Raw genomic sequence first — 19,539 nt, 5'->3', positions numbered from 1 at the left:
TAGACTGCGGGCACGCATGAAAGAATAGACCATTCCGTTTACCGTCGGCGACTAAGTTGCCGGCGATTTTTTTGTGCTTGCAGTATCGTATCACGACGCGAAGCGAACGGAACAGGATTGATCGTGTCGAAAAATTCTCGTCCGTCTAGGTATGGGGAATGATGGTTCTGTCTCCATTACATGCCATAATTGAACTAAATCCTTGCCTTGAGGAGGAAGCGAAAATGAAATTAGGGTTGGCATTGCTATCGATTGCCTCGTTCGTCGTCGCGGTTTCCACTCCGGTATTATCCGCTGAACCCCAGCTTGAACCAAGACCAACGGCGTTGTTTTTTCAGTCTTCAGGCGGTTTGTACTGGACCAATGCGGCCATGGATACCTATTGGGGGAAAATATGGCGTTCCTATGGCTACGCTCGTATCGAACGAGCCAAACCTACAGCGCCACAAATGGTCACGGTGCATCTCCAATCCCCGCCAGGCTATAATTACGATTTAAGCTTATGGGAAGAAGGCAAGGCTCGCGTACAAGCGAAAAGAATGGGGATCGGACAGATTGAAACGATAAAGGATGTGCCGATAAGCGAAAGCTATACGATCCAGATCGCGTCTAATGTGTCTCCCGGTAATTTCAGCGGAACATCGGGTTTCGTGTTATGGATGGAGGAGAATGAGGTAACACCAGGCTTCGCAAACGACTAGGTTGCGCTTGCGAAGCCGCTGTTGGGTTCATTCATTAATATACGAGGTAATTCGCCCGAGTTTCAACATGGAGTGCATGACGGGGTTATTCACCTGAATATCGATAATGATGTCTTTGGAGATGCCTGAAGCTCGCAATGCGTTGACTTCCAGGTCGATCATGCCGTCTTGTGTCGCTGAACCGGTAGGGCCGGCTGTCGCGCTTTTAAGGACCTGATGCGGGGCGCTGATATTGCTGTCGAATGTCAGGCGGCGGTAGATGGTGACCACGATCGACGATTGGGCGGCATCGCTGCCGGCATAAAAGGTGTAGTACAGACGAAAGCTCTTCAAACTATAGATACCGAGAACTTGCAAGGGAACAATGATTCTGCAATTAATAGCTCCATTAAAGGACATGTAATTATGATTAAACGCGCGTATCCCATCGTGCGAATGGGGCATCAGAAAATGCAGCGGGTGAAATACGGTATCTTCGGTCGCAAGTTTGCCTTCGCGCGGGCCAACAACGTTATTTTGCAGCACCCATGACAGCGTCGCGATCTCGGCCGATTTGCCGATCCGGTCCGAAGTGGAATCCAGGATTCGATTATCAGTCGCGTTCAGATTGAAGTAGATATCGGTCAAGTTGCCAAAGCCTCTGACATGCTCGAATAGATCGTATTTCGAGGAAAGCTGTAACATGGTGTCCGAATTTTTCACGACGATATTACGAAATAGGTTGGGATGTGCGGCGTTAATGATGCCGCCTCTTGCCGCGTCGCTATAAAAGTGCGTTGCTATGCCCACCCGGGCATTCTCGATATGAGCCGTATCCACGGTACATGCGCGCGAGTTGTTAATCAGGATCCCTTCCGAGGTTTGGCCGCGGCCCACATGGCCCCGGATATGCTCCAGCCGGCAGGCGTTCGAATTCGCGATCGAAGCAAGCGACCCGTGTTCGGTGGTCTCGGCAACCGGGTCGTAGGATTCTCCGTTGCGGATATAACACCGATTGCTGTTGGCAATAAACCCAATCGAATAATAGGAGGAGACTTTGTTGGGCGATTCGACGTAAATGTTCTCCGCCCATGTCTCCACGCATCCGGGGGTGGATCCATCCACGTCGTTGCCGATACCTATGCCCTGCGTCGCGTTTCGGATCCAGATATTCCGGGCGAAACAGTTGGCTGCGTGCGCGAATTGAATCGCGTAACCTCCGCTATTCGATCGCGTCGAAGTGTAGTCGAAATCGATGAATAAGTTTTCTATGCTGGCGTACCTGGACCTAATTCGGCTGTCGTCGGGTTCCAATCGTCTGCCGTCCTGAAAGGGAATGTCCGTGAAGGCATCGTTCCGGAGCGTTCCTCGAATTTTGGAGGCTACAAGCATATCTCGCCGCGCCCGATTCCATTCGCGGCTATTGCCAACGACAAAGGCGCAACGGCCCTCATCGCCGCTGATGGCGACGCGAAGCCTTGTCGTCATGCCATCCCCAACAACCCGGATGTTGCTGGGAACAAAAACGGGGTAGCGCCAAAAGTAAGGCTGACTCGCACCCGGTAAGTATACGGTCCCGTTTCCGCCTTGTCTGACAAGGTCGTCGATGGCTTGTTGTACTGCGATCGAGGCGTCAAAAACGCCATCGAGCTGAACAAGATAAGGAGCCTCTAGCACATTGATGAAAGCCATTGCGGTTCACTGCCTCCGTTCTGTCACGTTGACTTGCCCGATGACGGTTAATGGACAGGAGCGAAGTTTGCTGATTTAACGCCAAAGGCGTCTAAGGGAAATCGAAACCATGCGAGCACTATCCGAAAAAATAATGACATTGACTATATTTATGCGAAGGCATGCAGGATTTGAACGGGGAAGATTGGAATATTAAGCAGGAGCTCTAATCGAGGTGGCTATTTGGTTTTGCCTTGCATCCAAAAAGCCCTTATAATATGAACGAAGGCTATGCGCGTAAATTAAAGAAGCTCCGGTACAAGCCGCCTGTGGAGGGCGGCTTGACCGAAGCTTCAACCATCTTAGTGATTATTTGTATTGACCGGCAAGGGACTGTTCAGCGATTTGGACCAGCTTACGAGTGATGTAGCCCCCGAGGGAACCTGCGTCACGCGTAGCCATGTTACCGTAGTAACCGTCTTGTGGGATGGAGATACCCAGCTCTTGAGCAACCTCGTATTTCATTTGGTCGAGGGCTGCGTTCGCTTGTGGTACAACCAGTTGATTGCTGCTGCGATTTTGGCTCATTGTTGTTCACCTCCTTGCGGTTGGTAACAGTATTATGTTTCGGCTTGACGGTTTTCATTACAACGAATTTGTTAGCAAATGTTTCCGTAAGCGTTTCACCTTAGTACGGGCGGGCATCGCGCCGGCTGAAGCGGCTTACAGAACTGGAGGTTAAGGACGATGAAATGTCCGTATTGCGATTATGCAGGCACCAAAGTGCTGGATTCCCGGCCCGCGAACGAGAATAAGTCCATTCGCCGCAGAAGGGAATGCGAGAAGTGCAGCCGCCGCTTCACCACCTTCGAGATGGTGGAGGAGACGCCGCTAATCGTCATTAAGAAAGACGGCAGCCGCGAGGAGTTCTCGCGCGACAAAGTGCTGCGCGGTCTCATTCGGGCATGCGAAAAGCGTCCGGTCTCGGTCGAACGGCTCGAGGTTATTGTTTCCCAAGTGGAGAAAGAGTTACGCAATACCGCTTCAACGGAAGTCGATAGCCAGCGAATCGGCGAGATCGTCATGGGCGAGTTGTACCCGGTTGATGAAGTGGCCTACGTTCGGTTCGCCTCCGTGTACCGTCAATTCAAGGACATCGACATGTTCATGAAGGAACTCAACAATTTGTTATCGAACCACCCGCTCAGCGGCGGCAAAAAAGATTGACACCGCTGAGCGCACGTGGTATGATCTTACTTGTCTGTAAGACATACACGGGGCCTTAGCTCAGCTGGGAGAGCGCATCGCTGGCAGCGATGAGGTCAGGGGTTCGATCCCCCTAGGCTCCATACGAATGAAAAGCCATCACAATTGTGATGGCTTTTTCGTATGAATTGCCTAGCGGGAGATGAATTCCCCTTAGGCTTGATGTCCGACCAATAGGCACCATTTAGGTCGGATTTTTTTGTGTTGATAGAATTACAAATGGGCAAACCAGGGGACTAGTCCTGCGCACAGGGAACATGCGAGGAAGCTTCTCCCTATTAACTTTCGTGGACAAGCGCGGCGTCTTTCATGCAACGCCAGTGCTCCTTGCGATGAAATTGTTTCTTTCCATAAGCACACCGACATATAATTGAGATGAATCTCGTGCGAGGAGGCCCCCAAAAATGAAAATTAGCGAATTGTCCCGTCTAACCAGTGTCAGCCCGCGCGCAATACGACATTATGAAGAAAAAGGGTTGCTTACGTCCGACAGACTTGACAACGACTATCGGGAGTTTAGCGAATCTGCCGTCGAACGGATCCGATCGATTCAGCTTTATTTGAAGCTGGGATTGACGACAGATGAAATACGGAGCTTGTTCCAGTGTGAGGTTGCCTCGCCGGACGATTACGAATACTGCGAAGAAATGCAGGAAATCTATGAAGGAAAACTACGCAAGGTGAAAAGCCAGATCGATTCCATGCTCCAATTGAAGCGGCTGCTGGAGCGGCAGATTGAGCTGACGGCTGCCAGCCAAGATAAGATGCAGATATCCGTCCAGCGTGCGTGAGCTTCTTGGCATGACACAGCGGACATCTGTGCCATCGTTCCCTACTGCACGTTAAGGCCTTGTCCTAGACCGCCGTCTACGGACAATTTGGCGCCTGTCGTGAAGGTGGCCTCAAAGGCGAGAAACAGAACGGCCTTGGCCACTTCCTCCGGCGAGCCGTGACGTTTCATTGGCGTGATCTGGTCGCCAAGCTTCTCAAAGGCGGCCCGTTCCGAGTCCGAGAATCCGGCTACACCCATCGTCGGCGTTGTGATGAAACCGGGGCTTACCACATTGACGCGAATGCCCCGAGGCAGCAGTTCAGCGGCAAAGCCTGAGGCAAACGAACGCAGCGCCGCTTTGGAAGCGCCGTAAACGCTCATTCCCGGATTGCCGCCTTCATCTGCCACAGAAGACGTTAATATGATCGATCCGCCTTCTCGAATGAATGGCGCCAGACGCTGAACCGTAAAGAAGGCCCCCTTCGTATTCACGTCAAATGTCTTGTCGTACGAGCTTTCGGTCACTTCCGTGAAAGCTTCGAGCAGTGCGATTCCGGCATTGATGTGGACGAAGTCAATCTGCCCGAACCGTTCGGCGACATAAGCACGTAATGCATCAATATCCGCCATAAGCGATGCATCGGATTGAATGACATGTGCCTTTGCTCCGAGCTCCTCTCTCGCATCTTCTACATTTTTCGGATTGCGCCCTGTCACGATGACCTCGGCTCCCCCCGCCAGCAATGATTTGGCCACTGCCATCCCCATACCGTGCGTACCGCCCGTTATAACAGCCTTCTTTCCTTCATACGTGCTCATGATCTTGTTCCTCCCCGTTCAAATGTGTGTTGCCGTCTTTCTAAGGCGAGTATAAAGGTTCACACTAACGTGAAGGTCAATAGCTAATTTTTCGGTGATAACAAGAGACCCTGTTAGCAGATTCGGGAGCAACGGGCCCATCCGCTTAGGTAACGGTAGAGGGGAATGCAGTGACGGTTTATTTCATTTACAGTTAGCGGTTGACGGCTAGGAACAATAGCATTAATATAGCATTAATCCAAGTAAGTCTATATGATATTAATAAATTCATGCGACCGGAACAACCGGAGCCCTTCATTGTATCTATGAATGGGCTCTTTTTGTATTACGGGAATAGCGCGGGGGCAAAACGTGATCTTGGAGAGATGAAAAAAGGAGAGTGCTTGCTATGAGTCAAACACGTAAAAAAATGCACCTGAACGTGTTCCTGTTAAATCACGGCCATCATGAGGCGGCGTGGCGCCGAACGGATGCAAACCCTCAGAGTTCAACGGATATTCGATATTTTACGCGTCTTGCGCAAATCGCGGAGAAGGCGAAGTTCGATTCCCTGTTCCTGGCGGATGTGCTGTCCGTCGGAAAGAATATCCGCCACGGCTCCCATGTCGGCCTTGAGCCGTTCACGCTGTTGTCCGCGTTGGCTGTCGTAACGGAGCATATCGGTCTGATCGGCACCGTATCGACGACCTTTAACGAGCCGTTCAACATTGCGCGCAAATTCGCTTCTCTGGATCATATCAGCAATGGACGCGCGGGCTGGAACATCGTCACCTCGGGAAGCGAATTCGAGGCGGCTAACTTCAGCAATAATGAGCACCTGCAGCATGCCAAACGGTACGAGCGGGCTCGCGAATTCCTCGATGTAGCGACTAAGCTGTGGGATAGCTGGCAGGACGATGCGATCGTGTTCGATCGCGAATCCGGGATCTTCGCGGACGATTCCAAGGTCATTGCGATCCACCATGCGGGTCACTATTTCCATGTAACGGGACCCCTTAACGTGCCGCGCACCCCGCAAGGTTATCCTGTTCTTGTGCAAGCGGGTTCCTCTGAGGACGGCAAGGCATTCGCGGCGCAATACGCCGAGGCGATCTTCACTGCGCAGCAGACGCTGTTGGAAGGGCAGCAGTTCTATGCCGATGTGAAAGGACGGGTAGCAAAGTTTGGCCGTAATCCCGATTCAGTCAAGATTCTGCCGGGAATTTGCCCGATCATCGCGCCGACCGAATCGGAAGCAAGGGAGAAGGAACAGGAGCTGAATGAGTTGACGGTGCCGGCTTATGGGCTTAATCAGCTTCGGTGGGTTACCGGCATAGATTTCTCCTCGTATCCGCTGGACGGTCCATTGCCCGAGCTCCCTCCAGTGACCGAGATTAACGGCAATAAAAGCCGCTATCAGCTCATAGCCGATCTGGTCGCGAACGAGAACCTAACGATCCGACAGCTCATTTATAAGTTGGCCGGCGGCCGCGGACATCGGGTGTTCGCAGGGACCCCTGTTCAGGTGGCCGATCAATTAGAGGAATGGTTCGAGCAAGGAGCGAGCGATGGATTTAACGTGATGCCGCCTTATTTGCCAGGAGGACTGGAGGACTTCGCGGAGCTGGTGGTCCCGGAATTGCAGCGCAGAGGATTGTTCCGGTTGGAGTATGAGAGTCGCACGCTGCGCGGGAACTATGGCTTAGCGCGTCCGACGAATGGTTGGACTCCTCACAAGGAAGCTTTAACCACGTAAGTGATCCGCAGAAATTTCCATCATTCACGACCAATTGAAGGAGAGGACGGACGATATGACCTATCAATTAGAGGGGAAAACGGCGATCGTAACGGGAGGTAGTGCCGGGATCGGCCTAGCCATTGCAAAAAAACTGCATGCAGAGGGTGTGCATGTGCTGATAGCCGCAAGGGATGAGGAGCGTCTTCGTCAGGCGGAGGAAAGCATTCGAAGCGCCGGTACTTCACGTTCGGAAGGCGCCCAAATCGTTACGTTCCAAGCGGATTTAAGGGAGGCGGATAGTGCCGCGCGGCTCATCGACGCTGCACTGGCCGCATTCGGCCGAATCGACATTCTGATCAATAATGCTGGAGCGCCTAAATCAGGATCGTTTTTGGAGTTAACGGACGAGGATTTCGCCAATGTATGGGACTTGAAGCTATTTGGCTACATTCGTACAATTCGTGCCGTGCTCCCGCAGTTACTTAAACAAGGCGATGGGCGTATCGTGAACATCATCGGCACGGCGGGCAGAAATCCTTCGCCAAGCTTACTTCCTGGAGGGATTACGAATGCCGCTTTGCTGAATTTCTCCAAGGGAATCGCACGACAACTTGCGCCTCAAGGGATACGGCTTAACGTTATTTCCCCTGGCTTAACGGAGACGGAAAAGGGGGAAGAGCTCGTCGCGCAACAAGCAGCCGCCAAAGGCATTTCGGTTAACGAGCACAAGGCCCAGTTTCTTGCAGCCATTCCGATTGGTCGAGCTGTCTATCCGGAGGAGATTGCCGAACTTGCGCTGTACCTCGTATCGGATAAATCCGCTTCGATCTCCGGGACGGAAATCGTAATCGACGGCGGCCATCAACAGGGATTATAAGGCGGTTATCGCTACAAGCAGGCGCTCCTCAAAGCGCCTTTGTCACAAAAAAAGGAATTTCCTTCCTGATGACGAAAAATGAATCGGGGGGTGAGAAATAGGATGAAAAGAGTATGGATAACACCAGAGTTAGAGATTCTTCCGATCGATGAAACGCTTGCTGGTGTCGGCCGTCAAATCGATTTTGTACATGTAGGCGGGACAAACGTTGATCACAGTATATATTCCTAGTGAAGTAGCGAGAGCACCCCATCGAGGGTGCTTTTTTCATGCCGGATCGGCCATTGCCTTCTGTATTCGTCGCTGGACCGCGAGGCGATCGCGCATCCGCTTCATCCGAGCTGGGGGCTCATGGATACGATCTTTCGGCTAGCTTGAGGCAAAAAAAAGAAGAGGATTCCCTCTTCTTAGCGTCCACGCCTTTTAATTCGAACGTTTGGACCCCAGCCGCCATTGACCTCTTGCAAATCCTGCTGAGTTAATTCTTCTTGAATATCATCCAACTCAATTTCAGTTGGCGCTTGTTCATCCACGTTTTTTTGTTCTTCAGCCATAGCGCACCTCCGTAATCGATAGATCAATTTTACCATCGTCCTGTTAATATAAAATAACCCAATAGGGTGATATGTTTAGGGATCGTATGACACCGGGCGAACTGGCAGCCATCCTGTTGTTCATTAAGATCCTCAAACCCGCTGCTGCCACTCTTCCGCTCTTTTGTCATGACATGATTACGATTATAATAAAGTCGTGATACACTATAGTACGTCTGTGGTTAACTGACAGCGAGTATTTTACTAATTTCGGGACAACCATTGTTCTGGCAGGTATAGAGGGGTTTTTAAGGATGAAAGAAAATTTTTGGCGTGATTTACCGCGACCTTTTTTTGTGCTGGCACCCATGGAAGATGTGACGGATGTTGTTTTTCGCCATGTCGTCAGTGAGGCAGGCAGACCGGATGTGTTCTTTACGGAGTTTGCGAATACAGAAAGTTATTGTCACCCGGAGGGGAACAAAAGCGTGCGTGGGCGCTTGACCTTCACCCCAGATGAACAGCCCATTGTCGCCCATATCTGGGGAGATAAGCCGGAGTTTTTCCGTGAAATGAGCATCGGGATGGCGAAAGAAGGATTCAAGGGCATCGATATTAATATGGGGTGTCCCGTGGCGAATGTAGCGGAGAATGGGAAGGGCAGCGGATTGATCTGCCGTCCTGAAATCGCAGCGGATATTATCCAGGCCGCCAAAGCCGGCGGACTGCCTGTCAGCGTGAAAACAAGGCTCGGCTTTACGGACGTAGACGAATGGCGCGACTGGTTAACCCATATTTTGCAACAAGACATTGTTAATCTGTCCATTCATCTGCGGACCAGAGAGGAAATGAGCAAAGTAAAAGCGCATTGGGAACTGATTCCGGAGATTAAGAAGCTTCGTGATGAGGTGGCGCCACATACGCTTCTGACCATTAACGGCGATATCCCGGACCGTCAGACCGGCTTGCAGCTTGCTGAGCAATACGGCGTCGACGGGATTATGATTGGGCGCGGCATTTTTCAAAATCCATATGCTTTTGAGAAAGAGCCGAAGGCGCACAACAGTGCGGAATTGCTCGATCTGCTGCGGCTCCATCTGGATCTGCATGATCAATATGCCGCAGAGGTACCACGTTCGTTTAGCGCGCTTACCCGTTTCTTCAAAATTTATGTTCGTGGGTTTCGAGGGGCGAGTGAACTCCGAAACAGCTTGATGAACGCCAAATCAACAAGTGAAGCACGCGCACTGCTGAGTGAGTTTGGCAGCAAGGAGCAGGATGGGGCGGAGAAACATGGGGATTAGATCATAAGACAACCCGACGGTCCACCGGCGTTGCCCAAGCAATCGGACAAGAATAGCAATAAGTTTCAAACGAATCCCTTAGAAGCACCGGATAACGCCTCGTATCCGATGGTTTCTAGGGGATTTTTTGTGCTGCCCCATTTTCCAAACCTGCGAGAAAAGTCACAGACATCCTGGTTTCGCATCGTTAAAATGAAGAAAAACAAATATAAACGGAAGTAAATAAAATTTGTTTATATTTGAAAACTGCGTTTTGGCGCAAAATGATAAAGTGAAGGAGAGAGAAACCATGCTTACGGAAAATGTGAATGCGACGGGTGATGTTCAATGTCTACACGCGCCTTTCATCCAGGAGATGTGCGAGATTACGCATCATATGTGGATGCTTGGGTGGGACGAACTGAATGGCGGCAATATCAGTTATCGGCTGGACGAGGAGATGGTGGCTCGCTATATGAACATCACGGGTCCGCATCGCACGCTTAAGCTCTCCTTTCCAGTACGCGCGCTAGCCGGCCAATATTTTATCGTCACCGGCTCAGGCAAATACTTTCGTAATGTGGTCAAGGACCCTGAAGCAACGCTCGGGGTGCTTCGGGTGACGGCAGATGGCGAAAACATCGAGATTCTGTGGGGATTACGAGGCGGAGCCAAGCCGACCAGCGAGCTGGCGTCTCACTTTATGAGCCATGCCGAGCGTCAGCAGGCGGATCCAGAGCATCGCATCGTTCTGCACACGCATGCAACGCATGTAATCGCGATGACCTTCACGCATGAGTTGAACGAATTGAAGTTTACCCGAACCTTGTGGCAAATGTGCACCGAATGCCTCGTCGTTTTCCCCGACGGAATCGGCGTCGTACCTTGGATGGTGCCAGGCAGCAGCGATATTGGCCGTGCTACGGCAGAGAAGATGAAGGACTACCGTGCCGTCATTTGGCCGCAGCATGGCATCTTTGTCACCGGTACGACGATGGATGCCACGTTCGGGCTCGTAGAAACGATTGAGAAGGCTGCGAAGATCTATAATGTAATCGGAGGAAGAGCGGTTAAGCAGACGATCACCGACCGGGAGCTGCTTGATCTAGCGGCGGCATTCCACGTTGAACCTCGAGCGGGAGTACTGGATTAACCTGATCTTGCGACTTGTCATCGTGCCCCGTCTGCGGTCGAGCATCGAACCGTTCCCCAGAGCGATTCCGTAACGGACGCCATCCCTTATCCTAATAGTATAACGTTAGCGCTAGGGGAGAACGGGATGGAAGAGAGCTTGAAGGTATACGTGCTGCTGACCGATACGGGGACGATCTTCACGAGGCTCATTAAGTTATTCACCAAGGTGTCGTTGAATCATGCTTCGATTGCGCTGGACCCGTCGCTCGAGGAAGTGTACAGCTTTGGCCGCAAGTGCCCGAGGAACCCGTGGATCGGCGGTTTCGTGCGGGAGGATGTACGGGGAGAACTGTTCGATGATGCCACGTGCGCGGTTTTCTACTGCAAGGTCGATAGAGACTCGTACGAGCGGATGAAGTCCAGAATCGAAGAAATCCAGCGGAATGAGCACCAGTACAAATATAATCTGCTCGGCTTGTTCGGCATTCTGCTCAACAAGCGGATCAAACGGGAGCGGGCTTACTTCTGCACGCAATTCGTCGCCGCGATGCTGGAGATGAACGGGATAGCCGTCAGCGCCAAACCGTCCGAGCTCACGACTCCCTATGATTTCGAGCAGACGACTGCGCTGCGAACGATGTACCGGGGGAGTTTGCGTTCTTATATCGCCAGGCAGAAGGAGGATATGCGCCGCTCCGCGAACTAGAGGCGGGTCTTCGCCTTCCACGGCAAGCTCGCCGTTACTTCGAGCCAAGCTTCCGGTACGCACTCGGCGATCGCCCATAGCGCTGGCTGAACATTTTACTAAAATGAAGCGGATTGGCATATCCGACGCTGTACGCAATCTCCTTGACCGAAAGAGAGGTTTCCGTGAGCAGCTCGCTTGCTTTGCTTATTCGCAGCTGACCTAAATATTGCTGCGGCGGCATGCCGACGGCTTCTTTGAATAATTCGGTCATATATTTGCGGTTTAGCCCCAGATTCCTCGCCATGTCCGCGACCGTAATGGCCTCCGTATAATTGTTCGCTAGAAATCGGACCGCTTGCGAAATATAGTGATCCTTCGCGGTTCCCGTCATAAAGGCGGAGGGCTCTTGCCGAGCCGATTCCAATACGAGCGCAAGGAAGGCATAGAGCGCAGAGGTCATCTGCAGCGGTTTGCTGTAGTAGTGCTGATTCGCATCGAACAGCCGGTTGAAGCACTGCCGGATTTCTTGTTCGCGGTCGCATCGAATGACCGGGCAGTCCGGCGTGAATCCGGCTTGCTTCAAATAATCGGGCACGATGGCTCCGTCAAACGCCACCCAAGAAAAGTTCCACGGGTCCTTCTCGTCGGTTTGATAGAAGGACAGAACGCCGGGGGATAGAAGAAAGACATGACCCTTGTCAATTCGAAACGCAGTATCGCGAATGCGTAAAAGGCCCGTACCGCTGTGAATATAAAAGAGTTTATACGAATCCTTAATACCCGGTCCCCACGACTGGCCCGGGGCGCATTGCTCGGTACCCGTATAGTGAAACTGGATATCCTGCTGGTCCTGGATTTTGTGATGGGCGATTTTATGAATGGTCAATGTGCTCATTTCTCCTTCTGTCACAAGCTTCCATCACGATCAATGCCGACATTATGATATATAATCCTGCCATTCTATTATAGCGAATCCGGCGGATTATCAATAGAATATAAGCATCGCTCGGGAAACAGGGCGCGAAGAAGGCAGGTTCGTCTTCCATTCCAATTCGAATTGAAAAGAGGTCATGTTCCATGGAATATAACTATCTCGGAAGATCCGGGCTGCGGGTCAGCAAGCTTTGTTTGGGCACGATGAATTTCGGCGTGGATACGGATCAGGCGGAAGCCTTTCGCATTATGGATGCGGCCTTGGATGCCGGCATTCAATTTTTCGATACGGCGGATATTTACGGCTGGGGCGAGAATTCCGGGACGACCGAGACGATCATCGGCAATTGGTTCGCATTAGGCGGCAACCGGCGGGAGCGGGTCGTCTTGGCGACGAAAGTCTATGAGAAGCTCCATAAGCCGCTCTATGGGCCTAACGACGAGAAGGGCTTGTCTTTATACAAAATTCGCCGCCATTTGGAAGATTCGCTGCGACGTCTGCAGACGGATCACGTGGAATTGTACCAAATGCATCATATCGACCGCCGCACGACGTGGGAGGAAATTTGGGGTGCTTTCGAGGGACTGGTGAATCAGGGCAAAATCGATTACATCGGCTCGAGCAATTTTGCCGGCTGGCATCTGGCCAAGGCCCAAGCGGCCGCGAAGGAACGGCACTTCCTCGGTCTTGTGAGCGAGCAGCACCTCTACAATCTCATGAACCGTCTTCCCGAGCTGGAGGTATTGCCGGCCGCGCAGGATATGGGCTTAGGCGTCCTTGCATGGAGTCCGCTCGCAGGCGGATTGCTGGGCGGCAACGCGTTGTCGGCGAATGCGAACAAAAAACGAAGCAGCCGCAGCGAAGCGGAGCTTGCCCAATACCGGGGGCAGCTTGAAGCCTTTGCAAGCCTCTGTTCCGACCTGGGCGAGAAGCCTGCTAACGTCGCGCTCGCGTGGCTCCTGGCCAATCCGACCGTGACGGCGCCGATCATCGGCCCGCGAACCGCCCGGCAGCTGCTGGATACGCTGCGGGCAGCAGAGATCAAGCTGGATGAAGCAACCCTTCAAGAGCTGGACCGCATCTTCCCGGGTCCCGGCGGCGCGGCTCCGGAAGCATACGCGTGGTAATCGGTCCGAGGAAGCGGGCCGGAGAATAGGCGCGAGCAATCGTCGGTTGGAGACGGGCGTCTTTGTGGCCGAGCAGTTCCGTATAACAACCAAGAACCTTCGTCCCTATAGCGGGCGAAGGTTCTTGACGTCTGACAATGAGTTAACGAACGATTTTAGCTAAACGGGATGACGATCTTGGATTGGCTGCCTTGCGCGGATGTCGCATCCGTTCTCACCGAGGCCGATCCGTTGCCGATCGCGTTCCAAATCTCCACCCTTACCTTGCCGTTGCTTAAGTTCGCGAACGAACCGGAAGATGACTTCAATCCCTTGGACTGGTTGTAATCTTCCGTTCCCGGCGTGTCGTTGGTGGCGAAGTAGTTATAGGTTTCCAGGCGGTCATACGTGCCGTCGCCCGTGAAGTCATACGAGATGCGGACCTGAACGCCGTTGCCTATGGAGGATGCGGAATCCACGAACAGGTTGAACGCCGTCGAACCTCCGCTGTACGTGCCCGATACGCCGGAGAGCACGTAGGAAGTCGGCGTGTGCACTGTTCCATCCCAGTTCGATCCGCCCGCCGCTGCGATCGTGTCTGTGTTCGCATTGGAGCCGGCTGTCGTCGAGAGCGTGCCCGTCACGCTGGAAGAGGCGCCATCGCGTACGAACAAGGTGGGCGAGATGGACGAAGAGGACGAGGATGTCGTCACCGAGATGGAGCTGCTGGCGGCCGACGTGTTGCCTGCCGCGTCTTTGGCCTTGACCGCGAACGTGTAGGCTGTGTTAGCCGATAAGCCGGTAACGGTATAGGTGGTGCCTGTGCTCGAACCGACAACGGCCCCGTTTCTCAAGATATCGTATCCTGTCACGGCCACATTGTCCGTGGATGCCGTCCAGCTCAAGGAGACGGAAGCCGATGTTTTCGACGGCGAAGTCAAGTTCGCCGGCACGGACGGCGCCGTCGTGTCGCCGCCGCTGCCACCGCCGGTTAAGTAAGTCCCCGTAAACGGATTGAAGCGGTGGATCGCGATAATCAGCCAGCCCGTACTGGATACGCAATTTTCCATCGCCATTCTCCAGTAGCTATTATTGGAGCCTTTCAGGGAGTACGGAACGCCGCCGAGCAGCGACCCGCTCGTCCCTTGTTTCTTCACGATTTCATGGATGATGGCGTCGGCCTTGGTTTGGTTGCCCTGCATGTAGTACGCGAGCGACATGAACGCCGAGCCTTCGAACCAGATATCCGCGCACTTGTTGCCGATCGGATTGCCGTTCTGGTCGGTGCCTACCGCGCAATCGTATTGCCAATCGAAGTCATACGCCGTGAGCAGGGCGCCGGAACCATCATACGTCAGGGAGTGGACGTATTTCGGGCTGCCGACGGTACCCGAACCATTGGCATTCTCAACATAGGACAGCGTGGCTTGGTAATTCCGCGTGCCGGACAGACCAAGTGCCAGTACGCCCCACGGGTTGACGTCCATCGGGACGGCCGGGTCGATCAGATTCGTATTGTTTTTCCAGCCGCCTCTCCACCGGTTGTTCGCGGAATCCCACACGACGTTGTCCAGGAAGCTTTTTACCCCCGTCGCCGCATTGTTGTAGGCCGTTGTACGATCCGCGAATTTGCCTGCGTAGTATTTCAGAATTTGGTACATATCCTCGTTGTGCTCCGTGGAGGACCATACCTCGTCGCTCCAAGCGCCGTTCAAATCCCACGTCGTGCGTCCGCCGGCAATCGCGCCGTTCGGTTTTTGGAACGTGATCGCCCAATCCAGCGCTTTTTTCGCCGGAGCTTGGTACGTCGTGCCGCCATACAATTTCTCGTGAGTCATGAAGGCCATCACCATCCAGGCAACAGGGCCGACGTGCTTGCGGATCTCTTCCCCGTATCCGTTCCACCAGTAGGAGTTGATCCAGGAGCCGTCCGGATCTTGAATCGCGACCATTTTGTTCAGCACTTTCTCCGCGCGCGTACGGTCGCCCTTCAGCATGAACGCAATCGCGGCGACCGCTTGGTCATAGGTGTATACGATCTGGCGGCGTTCCGTCGCGTTCCACCAATCGTCGAAGCTGTCCACCAGACCATCCAGCGCAAAACCGGCCGTCAAATCCTGCTGTGCTTTGAGCCAAGCGTACGCGTTGTTGGATGCGGCCGCATTGTCCGCGGCGCTGACGCTGGCCACCGGGAGGATTTGCATCAAGAGCAAGAAGCATACCAATACCGCGCCTACTTTTCGTTTCCAGTTCATCATGTTTCCAATTCTCCTCTGCTTGTAAGATTACACTTGATCCCAGAACCCGGAACGTATCCGAGGGTTCACATGGCTCGACGGCTTTTTATGGAGTACCCACTCCTTTCCATAGGATTGCGTTTTCTGAAAACGCTTACGAAATGATGTTATCATTCCGCCTCCATTTCGGAAATGTGATGAAATAAAGGAATTTGGTTCGTTTTTTAAAGGTGAATTCTGGAAGGGTAGTCAACCGCTAATAGTCTGTGTCGGGTAGGCGGCGTCAGCGAATGATATGTGGCAGCAGCTTTGCCTAGGCTGCCAAACGTTTATTATGGCTGCTGTCGAGGAACGAAACAGACGAATTTTGCTGGCGTCGGCTTTGCTTAAGAAGGCGGGGGCCGCGTTAAATGGAAGATTACTATTATGACGACGAGACTGATCTCGATGCAGCAGAACATATGACAGGAGCCATGGAGGCACTTTTCCGCTATAACGAGATGACCAAGAAATTCGTGCTCATCAGAACGCTGCAAGGGCTTGGGCGAATCGATTATAGACAAACAAAGCCCGCCACCAAGAAAGCTGGTCCCGGCAGTTACGGGATCTATCAGGGAATATACTTAATCGATGTGATTCCCGCGAATAACACGTCTTACAATTATAGGGTTGAACATCTTACTCCAAATACGGATTATATCTTCATGGTAACGCCAGTGAACGACTATTGGTCAATGCCGGGAGCGACGATTAATATCCGTACGCAATCAGGCTCGACGCCGCCCGTCTGGCCGGTCGGCAGCAAAGCGTCATCAGGCGGAACGACGACGCGGATTGCGCTCATCGGCTGGACCGAGGCATTGGATGATACCGGCGTAACCGGCTACCGGATCATGAACGGAGCCCAAGTGATCGCCGAGCTTGACGGGCATACGCGCTGGAAGGGTATCGAAGATTTGACGCCAGGCACGATCTATACGTTCACGGTCGAAGCTCGCGATGCGGCCGGGAACTGGTCGACGACTGGTCCTTCGGTGACGGTGACCACGCTGGCATCCAATGGTATCCCGCTTCAGTAGGAAAGGTTCGCTAAGTCAACATGGGCACGCCTGAATCGAATGCTGGACGCACAAAAGGCACCTCTTCGAAGGTGCCTTTTCGGGTGCATTTCATTCGCGTATTTCTCAACCGCCCTCAAGATGTGCTTTCCAACCTGGCTAGAGGAGAGGATTACATCACGAGTAGATAAAAAAGATCCTAGTCAATTTATCGACTAGGACCGTGTCAAAGATGGTGTGTAACCTTACGATGAGAGCGCCTCTTACTAGTTAAATATCGTTGTTTCTACGACGTCCGGTTTCTTCTTTTTAGTCGTTAATCTTTTACCGATCAACATGGAAGGTCGTTCAACTAATCTGTAATACAATGTCCCCACAGCCAATGCTAGAACTGGTATTGTAAACGCCAAGACTTTCAATGAAATACTATGTCCAGCAGCATGAACTACGATTAATAATATAATCGGATGAATCAAGTATACACTGTATGAAATTCTTCCGAGCCACAGCATGACAGGGTTGCTCATAAATTTCGTGTCCGTGCCGATAATCAGTGTGATGAACAAAAATACGCCGACTGCTGTACCAAAATCGATGATTAATGTAGCGATATTCCCCGAAATTAGGTTACCGTTGTGTTTCATGAATCCAAGTCCTGGTGTAATCCATTCTATATTGTAAAAAAGGATTGCCAATACAACGACAATTGATTTGCCCAGCACGCCGACTTGTTTAATGTAATGAATTAATTGGTGCCGATGCTTGGCCATCAAAGCGCCAATGATAAAGAATGAAGTGTAGTAGAATGTTGCGCCGAATGAAGTAACAAGCGCACTCAATTCTTCTTGGTTAACCATTTTTGCGGCAACGACCATAGCTGTCTTCAAACTAATCGTAATGATGAGGCCAATGACTCCTGTCTTTAGCCAACTGCGAGTTCTCAATACGAAGATCATGATAAAAGGGAAAAACAAGGATATTCGCATTTCGTGCACGAGGCTCCATGTTGAGGTCGCGATGTTATGAGTGTCATAACCCAGCATTAAGAAGAATGAAATAATGTGATAAGGTGTTAGATTGGTACTCCATTGTTCATTGAACCAACTACTCGTACCTTCAACTACAGGTTTATCTGTAGGGAAGAATAAAGTGAAAATGAGAATGGAGAGCAAGACAGTGACGATATAGGGTAAGTAAATTCGGCAAAACCGCCTTACAGCATAAACGCCATAGGATGTTGTCCGATTATTAATAAAAGGTAAAGCCAGGACAAAACCGCTTAATACAAAGAATAATACAACAGCTTGATAACCCGCCCAGAGCGTATGCAGAGGAGAACGTTCCAAAAACCTAACTACGTTATTGGAGATTGGTTCATGATAAAACGCAGTTAAGAAAATCGGGAAGATCAATAAACAATGATGAATGATTACGGTGAATGACGCTAAGCCTCTTAGAGAGTCTAAAGAATCGATGCGACTGGTTTCTTTTTTCATATATTCCGTCCTTTGTTCATTATTGATACAGATTGTATCATATTAAAGGGGTTAATAGAAGAGCGTCACTACAATTTTCTCTTTCCATCATCGACAGCAGGATAATGAAAGTCCGGAGGGGCAGGAGCGCGGACGAATAAACCAAGGCACTCAATCGCGAGTGGCTTTTATTGTATTTTCGGCATGTTTGCCATCTGTAGGCCAATATAATCTAGCATCACCGTCGAAAGGGGGGCCAGTCCATGCTGGTTATGAAACTTCAATTGTGGGACGATGCCGATTACGTCACGCTGCAGACCTACGTATTGGAACGATCGCCGGAACTTTCGCCCGACCGGCGCCGCCCAGCCGTTATTGTATGTCCCGGCGGGGGGTACATGGGCACATCGGATCGGGAGGCCGAACCAGTCGCGCTGCGTTTTGCCGCCCAGGGCTACCATGCTTTCGTTCTCCGGTATACGACGTACTGGCCGGGTTTCGTCGATTTTGCCACCCATCCGCTCCCGGGGAATCCGAAGACGCGCTACCCTCAGCCGCTATTCGATTTGGGCAAAGCGATCATGGTCGTACGTCAGCATGCCGAAGCGTGGAACGTCGACCCGGACCGGATCGCGATTTGCGGCTTCTCGGCCGGGGGGCATCTCGCGGCTTCGCTCGGCGTTCACTGGCAGGACGACTTCCTAAGCGAACAGCTTGGCGTGCCGAACCAATCGCTGAAGCCGAATGCGTTGATTCTCAGTTATCCGCTCCTCGATTTTGTGAGCATGAAGCAAGAGGTGGAAGCAAAGGCAAGCCCCGAGGATAAGGAATTCTGGCGTAAGTCCAATCTGGCTATCTTCGGCACCCCGGATCCGACGGACGAGGAGCGGGCGAGATTGAGTCCGCCGCGGCATGTCTCTTCTTCGATGCCACCGACATTCGTCTGGCACACCGCCGACGATGATCTCGTCTACGTCTCGAATGCCCTGAACCTCGCAAGCGCGATGGCCGCGCATCAGGTTCCCTTCGAGCTGCACGTGTTCGAAAGCGGCGTGCATGGGATGTCTTTGGGCGACGAGACGTCCGCCGGGGGAGCGGAGCATGTGAATGCGGACAGCCAGTGGATGAGGGCGGCATTAAAGTTTTTGAAGAGGCGCGGTTAGCCGCCGGCTGAATACGAAATGTTCGAGAGGGGGCAGGGGGAGCCTGCTCTCTTTTTTTGTGCGGCATTGTGGTGGAAGGATTAGGAACGCAGCTTCTGCATTTTTATTCTATCAACCCGCCTAAAC

18 protein-coding genes and 1 tRNA gene are annotated in these 19,539 nt (G+C 52.1%); 12 read left to right on the top strand and 7 right to left on the bottom strand.

What is annotated here, in order from left to right; all coding sequences use genetic code 11:
• Nucleotides 1-224 precede the first annotated feature (224 nt).
• The gene (locus ACFSKT_RS20240; RefSeq protein ID WP_377718406.1) at nucleotides 225-701 is read left to right on the top strand and encodes a hypothetical protein; all 477 of its coding nucleotides are present in this window, start codon (nucleotides 225-227) and stop codon (nucleotides 699-701) included.
• Between the two features lie 27 nt (nucleotides 702-728).
• On the opposite strand, the gene ACFSKT_RS20235 is transcribed toward ACFSKT_RS20240, so the two are convergent.
• Entirely contained in the window at nucleotides 729-2,372 is a 1,644-nt protein-coding gene (locus ACFSKT_RS20235) for a pectate lyase family protein (protein WP_377718407.1), read from the bottom strand.
• Between the two features lie 348 nt (nucleotides 2,373-2,720).
• Nucleotides 2,721-2,939 (bottom strand): alpha/beta-type small acid-soluble spore protein, encoded by a 219-nt coding sequence (locus ACFSKT_RS20230; protein ID WP_148930539.1) that lies wholly within the window; start codon nucleotides 2,937-2,939, stop codon nucleotides 2,721-2,723.
• A gap of 159 nt (nucleotides 2,940-3,098) precedes the next feature.
• On the opposite strand from ACFSKT_RS20230, the gene nrdR reads away from it, so the two are divergent.
• The 3 genes from nrdR to ACFSKT_RS20215 all read left to right on the top strand — a co-directional run bounded on the left by nrdR (nucleotide 3,099) and on the right by ACFSKT_RS20215 (nucleotide 4,408).
• Nucleotides 3,099-3,578 (top strand): transcriptional regulator NrdR, encoded by a 480-nt coding sequence (nrdR, locus tag ACFSKT_RS20225; protein ID WP_148930538.1) that lies wholly within the window; start codon nucleotides 3,099-3,101, stop codon nucleotides 3,576-3,578.
• 49 nt (nucleotides 3,579-3,627) lie between these two features.
• A tRNA-Ala gene (locus ACFSKT_RS20220) sits at nucleotides 3,628-3,700 on the top strand.
• A gap of 321 nt (nucleotides 3,701-4,021) precedes the next feature.
• Nucleotides 4,022-4,408 (top strand): MerR family transcriptional regulator, encoded by a 387-nt coding sequence (locus ACFSKT_RS20215; protein ID WP_377718408.1) that lies wholly within the window; start codon nucleotides 4,022-4,024, stop codon nucleotides 4,406-4,408.
• Nucleotides 4,409-4,449: 41 nt separating this feature from the next.
• Here ACFSKT_RS20215 and ACFSKT_RS20210 read toward each other — a convergent pair whose 3' ends face one another.
• Entirely contained in the window at nucleotides 4,450-5,208 is a 759-nt protein-coding gene (locus ACFSKT_RS20210; protein WP_377718409.1) for an SDR family oxidoreductase, read from the bottom strand.
• A 388-nt stretch (nucleotides 5,209-5,596) separates the two neighbouring features.
• On the opposite strand from ACFSKT_RS20210, the gene ACFSKT_RS20205 reads away from it, so the two are divergent.
• Together ACFSKT_RS20205 and ACFSKT_RS20200 are read left to right on the top strand one after the other, a co-directional pair.
• Nucleotides 5,597-6,943: an LLM class flavin-dependent oxidoreductase gene (locus ACFSKT_RS20205; protein ID WP_377718410.1), complete on the top strand. Its 1,347-nt coding sequence runs from the start codon at nucleotides 5,597-5,599 to the stop codon at nucleotides 6,941-6,943.
• A 55-nt stretch (nucleotides 6,944-6,998) separates the two neighbouring features.
• Nucleotides 6,999-7,802, top strand: a complete 804-nt coding sequence (locus ACFSKT_RS20200) for an SDR family oxidoreductase (protein ID WP_377718411.1) — start codon at nucleotides 6,999-7,001, stop codon at nucleotides 7,800-7,802.
• Nucleotides 7,803-8,209: 407 nt separating this feature from the next.
• Here ACFSKT_RS20200 and ACFSKT_RS20195 read toward each other — a convergent pair whose 3' ends face one another.
• Nucleotides 8,210-8,356 (bottom strand): class IIb bacteriocin, lactobin A/cerein 7B family, encoded by a 147-nt coding sequence (locus tag ACFSKT_RS20195; RefSeq protein WP_377718412.1) that lies wholly within the window; start codon nucleotides 8,354-8,356, stop codon nucleotides 8,210-8,212.
• A gap of 293 nt (nucleotides 8,357-8,649) precedes the next feature.
• Here ACFSKT_RS20195 and ACFSKT_RS20190 point away from each other — a divergent pair, with 293 nt between their 5' ends.
• The 3 genes from ACFSKT_RS20190 to ACFSKT_RS20180 all read left to right on the top strand — a co-directional run bounded on the left by ACFSKT_RS20190 (nucleotide 8,650) and on the right by ACFSKT_RS20180 (nucleotide 11,458).
• The gene (locus ACFSKT_RS20190) at nucleotides 8,650-9,639 is read left to right on the top strand and encodes a tRNA dihydrouridine synthase (RefSeq protein ID WP_377718413.1); all 990 of its coding nucleotides are present in this window, start codon (nucleotides 8,650-8,652) and stop codon (nucleotides 9,637-9,639) included.
• A gap of 289 nt (nucleotides 9,640-9,928) precedes the next feature.
• Complete coding sequence (gene rhaD, locus ACFSKT_RS20185) at nucleotides 9,929-10,771, top strand: rhamnulose-1-phosphate aldolase (protein WP_377718414.1); 843 nt, start codon at nucleotides 9,929-9,931, stop codon at nucleotides 10,769-10,771.
• A 126-nt stretch (nucleotides 10,772-10,897) separates the two neighbouring features.
• Nucleotides 10,898-11,458 (top strand): hypothetical protein, encoded by a 561-nt coding sequence (locus ACFSKT_RS20180; RefSeq protein ID WP_377718415.1) that lies wholly within the window; start codon nucleotides 10,898-10,900, stop codon nucleotides 11,456-11,458.
• Between the two features lie 34 nt (nucleotides 11,459-11,492).
• Here the strand turns inward: ACFSKT_RS20180 and ACFSKT_RS20175 are convergent, their stop codons facing one another.
• Entirely contained in the window at nucleotides 11,493-12,326 is an 834-nt protein-coding gene (locus ACFSKT_RS20175; RefSeq protein WP_377718416.1) for an AraC family transcriptional regulator, read from the bottom strand.
• Between the two features lie 191 nt (nucleotides 12,327-12,517).
• Between ACFSKT_RS20175 and ACFSKT_RS20170 the strand changes: the two genes are divergently transcribed.
• A complete protein-coding gene (locus ACFSKT_RS20170; RefSeq protein ID WP_377718417.1) occupies nucleotides 12,518-13,501 on the top strand; it encodes an aldo/keto reductase in 984 nt (327 codons plus the stop codon).
• Between the two features lie 155 nt (nucleotides 13,502-13,656).
• Here the strand turns inward: ACFSKT_RS20170 and ACFSKT_RS20165 are convergent, their stop codons facing one another.
• A complete protein-coding gene (locus ACFSKT_RS20165; RefSeq protein ID WP_377718418.1) occupies nucleotides 13,657-15,738 on the bottom strand; it encodes a fibronectin type III domain-containing protein in 2,082 nt (693 codons plus the stop codon).
• Between the two features lie 389 nt (nucleotides 15,739-16,127).
• Between ACFSKT_RS20165 and ACFSKT_RS20160 the strand changes: the two genes are divergently transcribed.
• Entirely contained in the window at nucleotides 16,128-16,796 is a 669-nt protein-coding gene (locus ACFSKT_RS20160; protein WP_377718419.1) for a hypothetical protein, read from the top strand.
• A 245-nt stretch (nucleotides 16,797-17,041) separates the two neighbouring features.
• Here ACFSKT_RS20160 and ACFSKT_RS20155 read toward each other — a convergent pair whose 3' ends face one another.
• The gene (locus tag ACFSKT_RS20155; RefSeq protein ID WP_377718420.1) at nucleotides 17,042-18,271 is read right to left on the bottom strand and encodes an acyltransferase family protein; all 1,230 of its coding nucleotides are present in this window, start codon (nucleotides 18,269-18,271) and stop codon (nucleotides 17,042-17,044) included.
• 242 nt (nucleotides 18,272-18,513) lie between these two features.
• On the opposite strand from ACFSKT_RS20155, the gene ACFSKT_RS20150 reads away from it, so the two are divergent.
• Nucleotides 18,514-19,413, top strand: a complete 900-nt coding sequence (locus ACFSKT_RS20150; RefSeq protein WP_377718421.1) for an alpha/beta hydrolase — start codon at nucleotides 18,514-18,516, stop codon at nucleotides 19,411-19,413.
• Nucleotides 19,414-19,539 lie beyond the last annotated feature (126 nt).

Source organism: Paenibacillus xanthanilyticus, from assembly GCF_042682185.1.
Lineage (GTDB): Bacteria > Bacillota > Bacilli > Paenibacillales > Paenibacillaceae > Paenibacillus_Z > Paenibacillus_Z xanthanilyticus.
This window is presented reverse-complemented; position numbering and strand designations above follow the sequence as displayed.

Bases quoted from the DNA above. Each gene is read 5' to 3' on its own strand.
- ACFSKT_RS20235 (WP_377718407.1), bottom strand. From the start codon at position 2,372: ATGGCTTTCATCAATGTGCTAGAGGCTCCTTATCTTGTTCAGCTCGAT.
- ACFSKT_RS20180 (WP_377718415.1), top strand. From the start codon at position 10,898: ATGGAAGAGAGCTTGAAGGTATACGTGCTGCTGACCGATACGGGGACG.
- ACFSKT_RS20240 (WP_377718406.1), top strand. From the start codon at position 225: ATGAAATTAGGGTTGGCATTGCTATCGATTGCCTCGTTCGTCGTCGCG.
- ACFSKT_RS20160 (WP_377718419.1), top strand. From the start codon at position 16,128: ATGGAAGATTACTATTATGACGACGAGACTGATCTCGATGCAGCAGAA.
- ACFSKT_RS20155 (WP_377718420.1), bottom strand. From the start codon at position 18,271: ATGAAAAAAGAAACCAGTCGCATCGATTCTTTAGACTCTCTAAGAGGC.
- ACFSKT_RS20230 (WP_148930539.1), bottom strand. From the start codon at position 2,939: ATGAGCCAAAATCGCAGCAGCAATCAACTGGTTGTACCACAAGCGAAC.
- ACFSKT_RS20205 (WP_377718410.1), top strand. From the start codon at position 5,597: ATGAGTCAAACACGTAAAAAAATGCACCTGAACGTGTTCCTGTTAAAT.
- ACFSKT_RS20200 (WP_377718411.1), top strand. From the start codon at position 6,999: ATGACCTATCAATTAGAGGGGAAAACGGCGATCGTAACGGGAGGTAGT.
- nrdR (WP_148930538.1), top strand. From the start codon at position 3,099: ATGAAATGTCCGTATTGCGATTATGCAGGCACCAAAGTGCTGGATTCC.
- ACFSKT_RS20190 (WP_377718413.1), top strand. From the start codon at position 8,650: ATGAAAGAAAATTTTTGGCGTGATTTACCGCGACCTTTTTTTGTGCTG.
- ACFSKT_RS20170 (WP_377718417.1), top strand. From the start codon at position 12,518: ATGGAATATAACTATCTCGGAAGATCCGGGCTGCGGGTCAGCAAGCTT.
- rhaD (WP_377718414.1), top strand. From the start codon at position 9,929: ATGCTTACGGAAAATGTGAATGCGACGGGTGATGTTCAATGTCTACAC.
- ACFSKT_RS20150 (WP_377718421.1), top strand. From the start codon at position 18,514: ATGCTGGTTATGAAACTTCAATTGTGGGACGATGCCGATTACGTCACG.
- ACFSKT_RS20195 (WP_377718412.1), bottom strand. From the start codon at position 8,356: ATGGCTGAAGAACAAAAAAACGTGGATGAACAAGCGCCAACTGAAATT.
- ACFSKT_RS20215 (WP_377718408.1), top strand. From the start codon at position 4,022: ATGAAAATTAGCGAATTGTCCCGTCTAACCAGTGTCAGCCCGCGCGCA.
- ACFSKT_RS20210 (WP_377718409.1), bottom strand. From the start codon at position 5,208: ATGAGCACGTATGAAGGAAAGAAGGCTGTTATAACGGGCGGTACGCAC.
- ACFSKT_RS20165 (WP_377718418.1), bottom strand. From the start codon at position 15,738: ATGATGAACTGGAAACGAAAAGTAGGCGCGGTATTGGTATGCTTCTTG.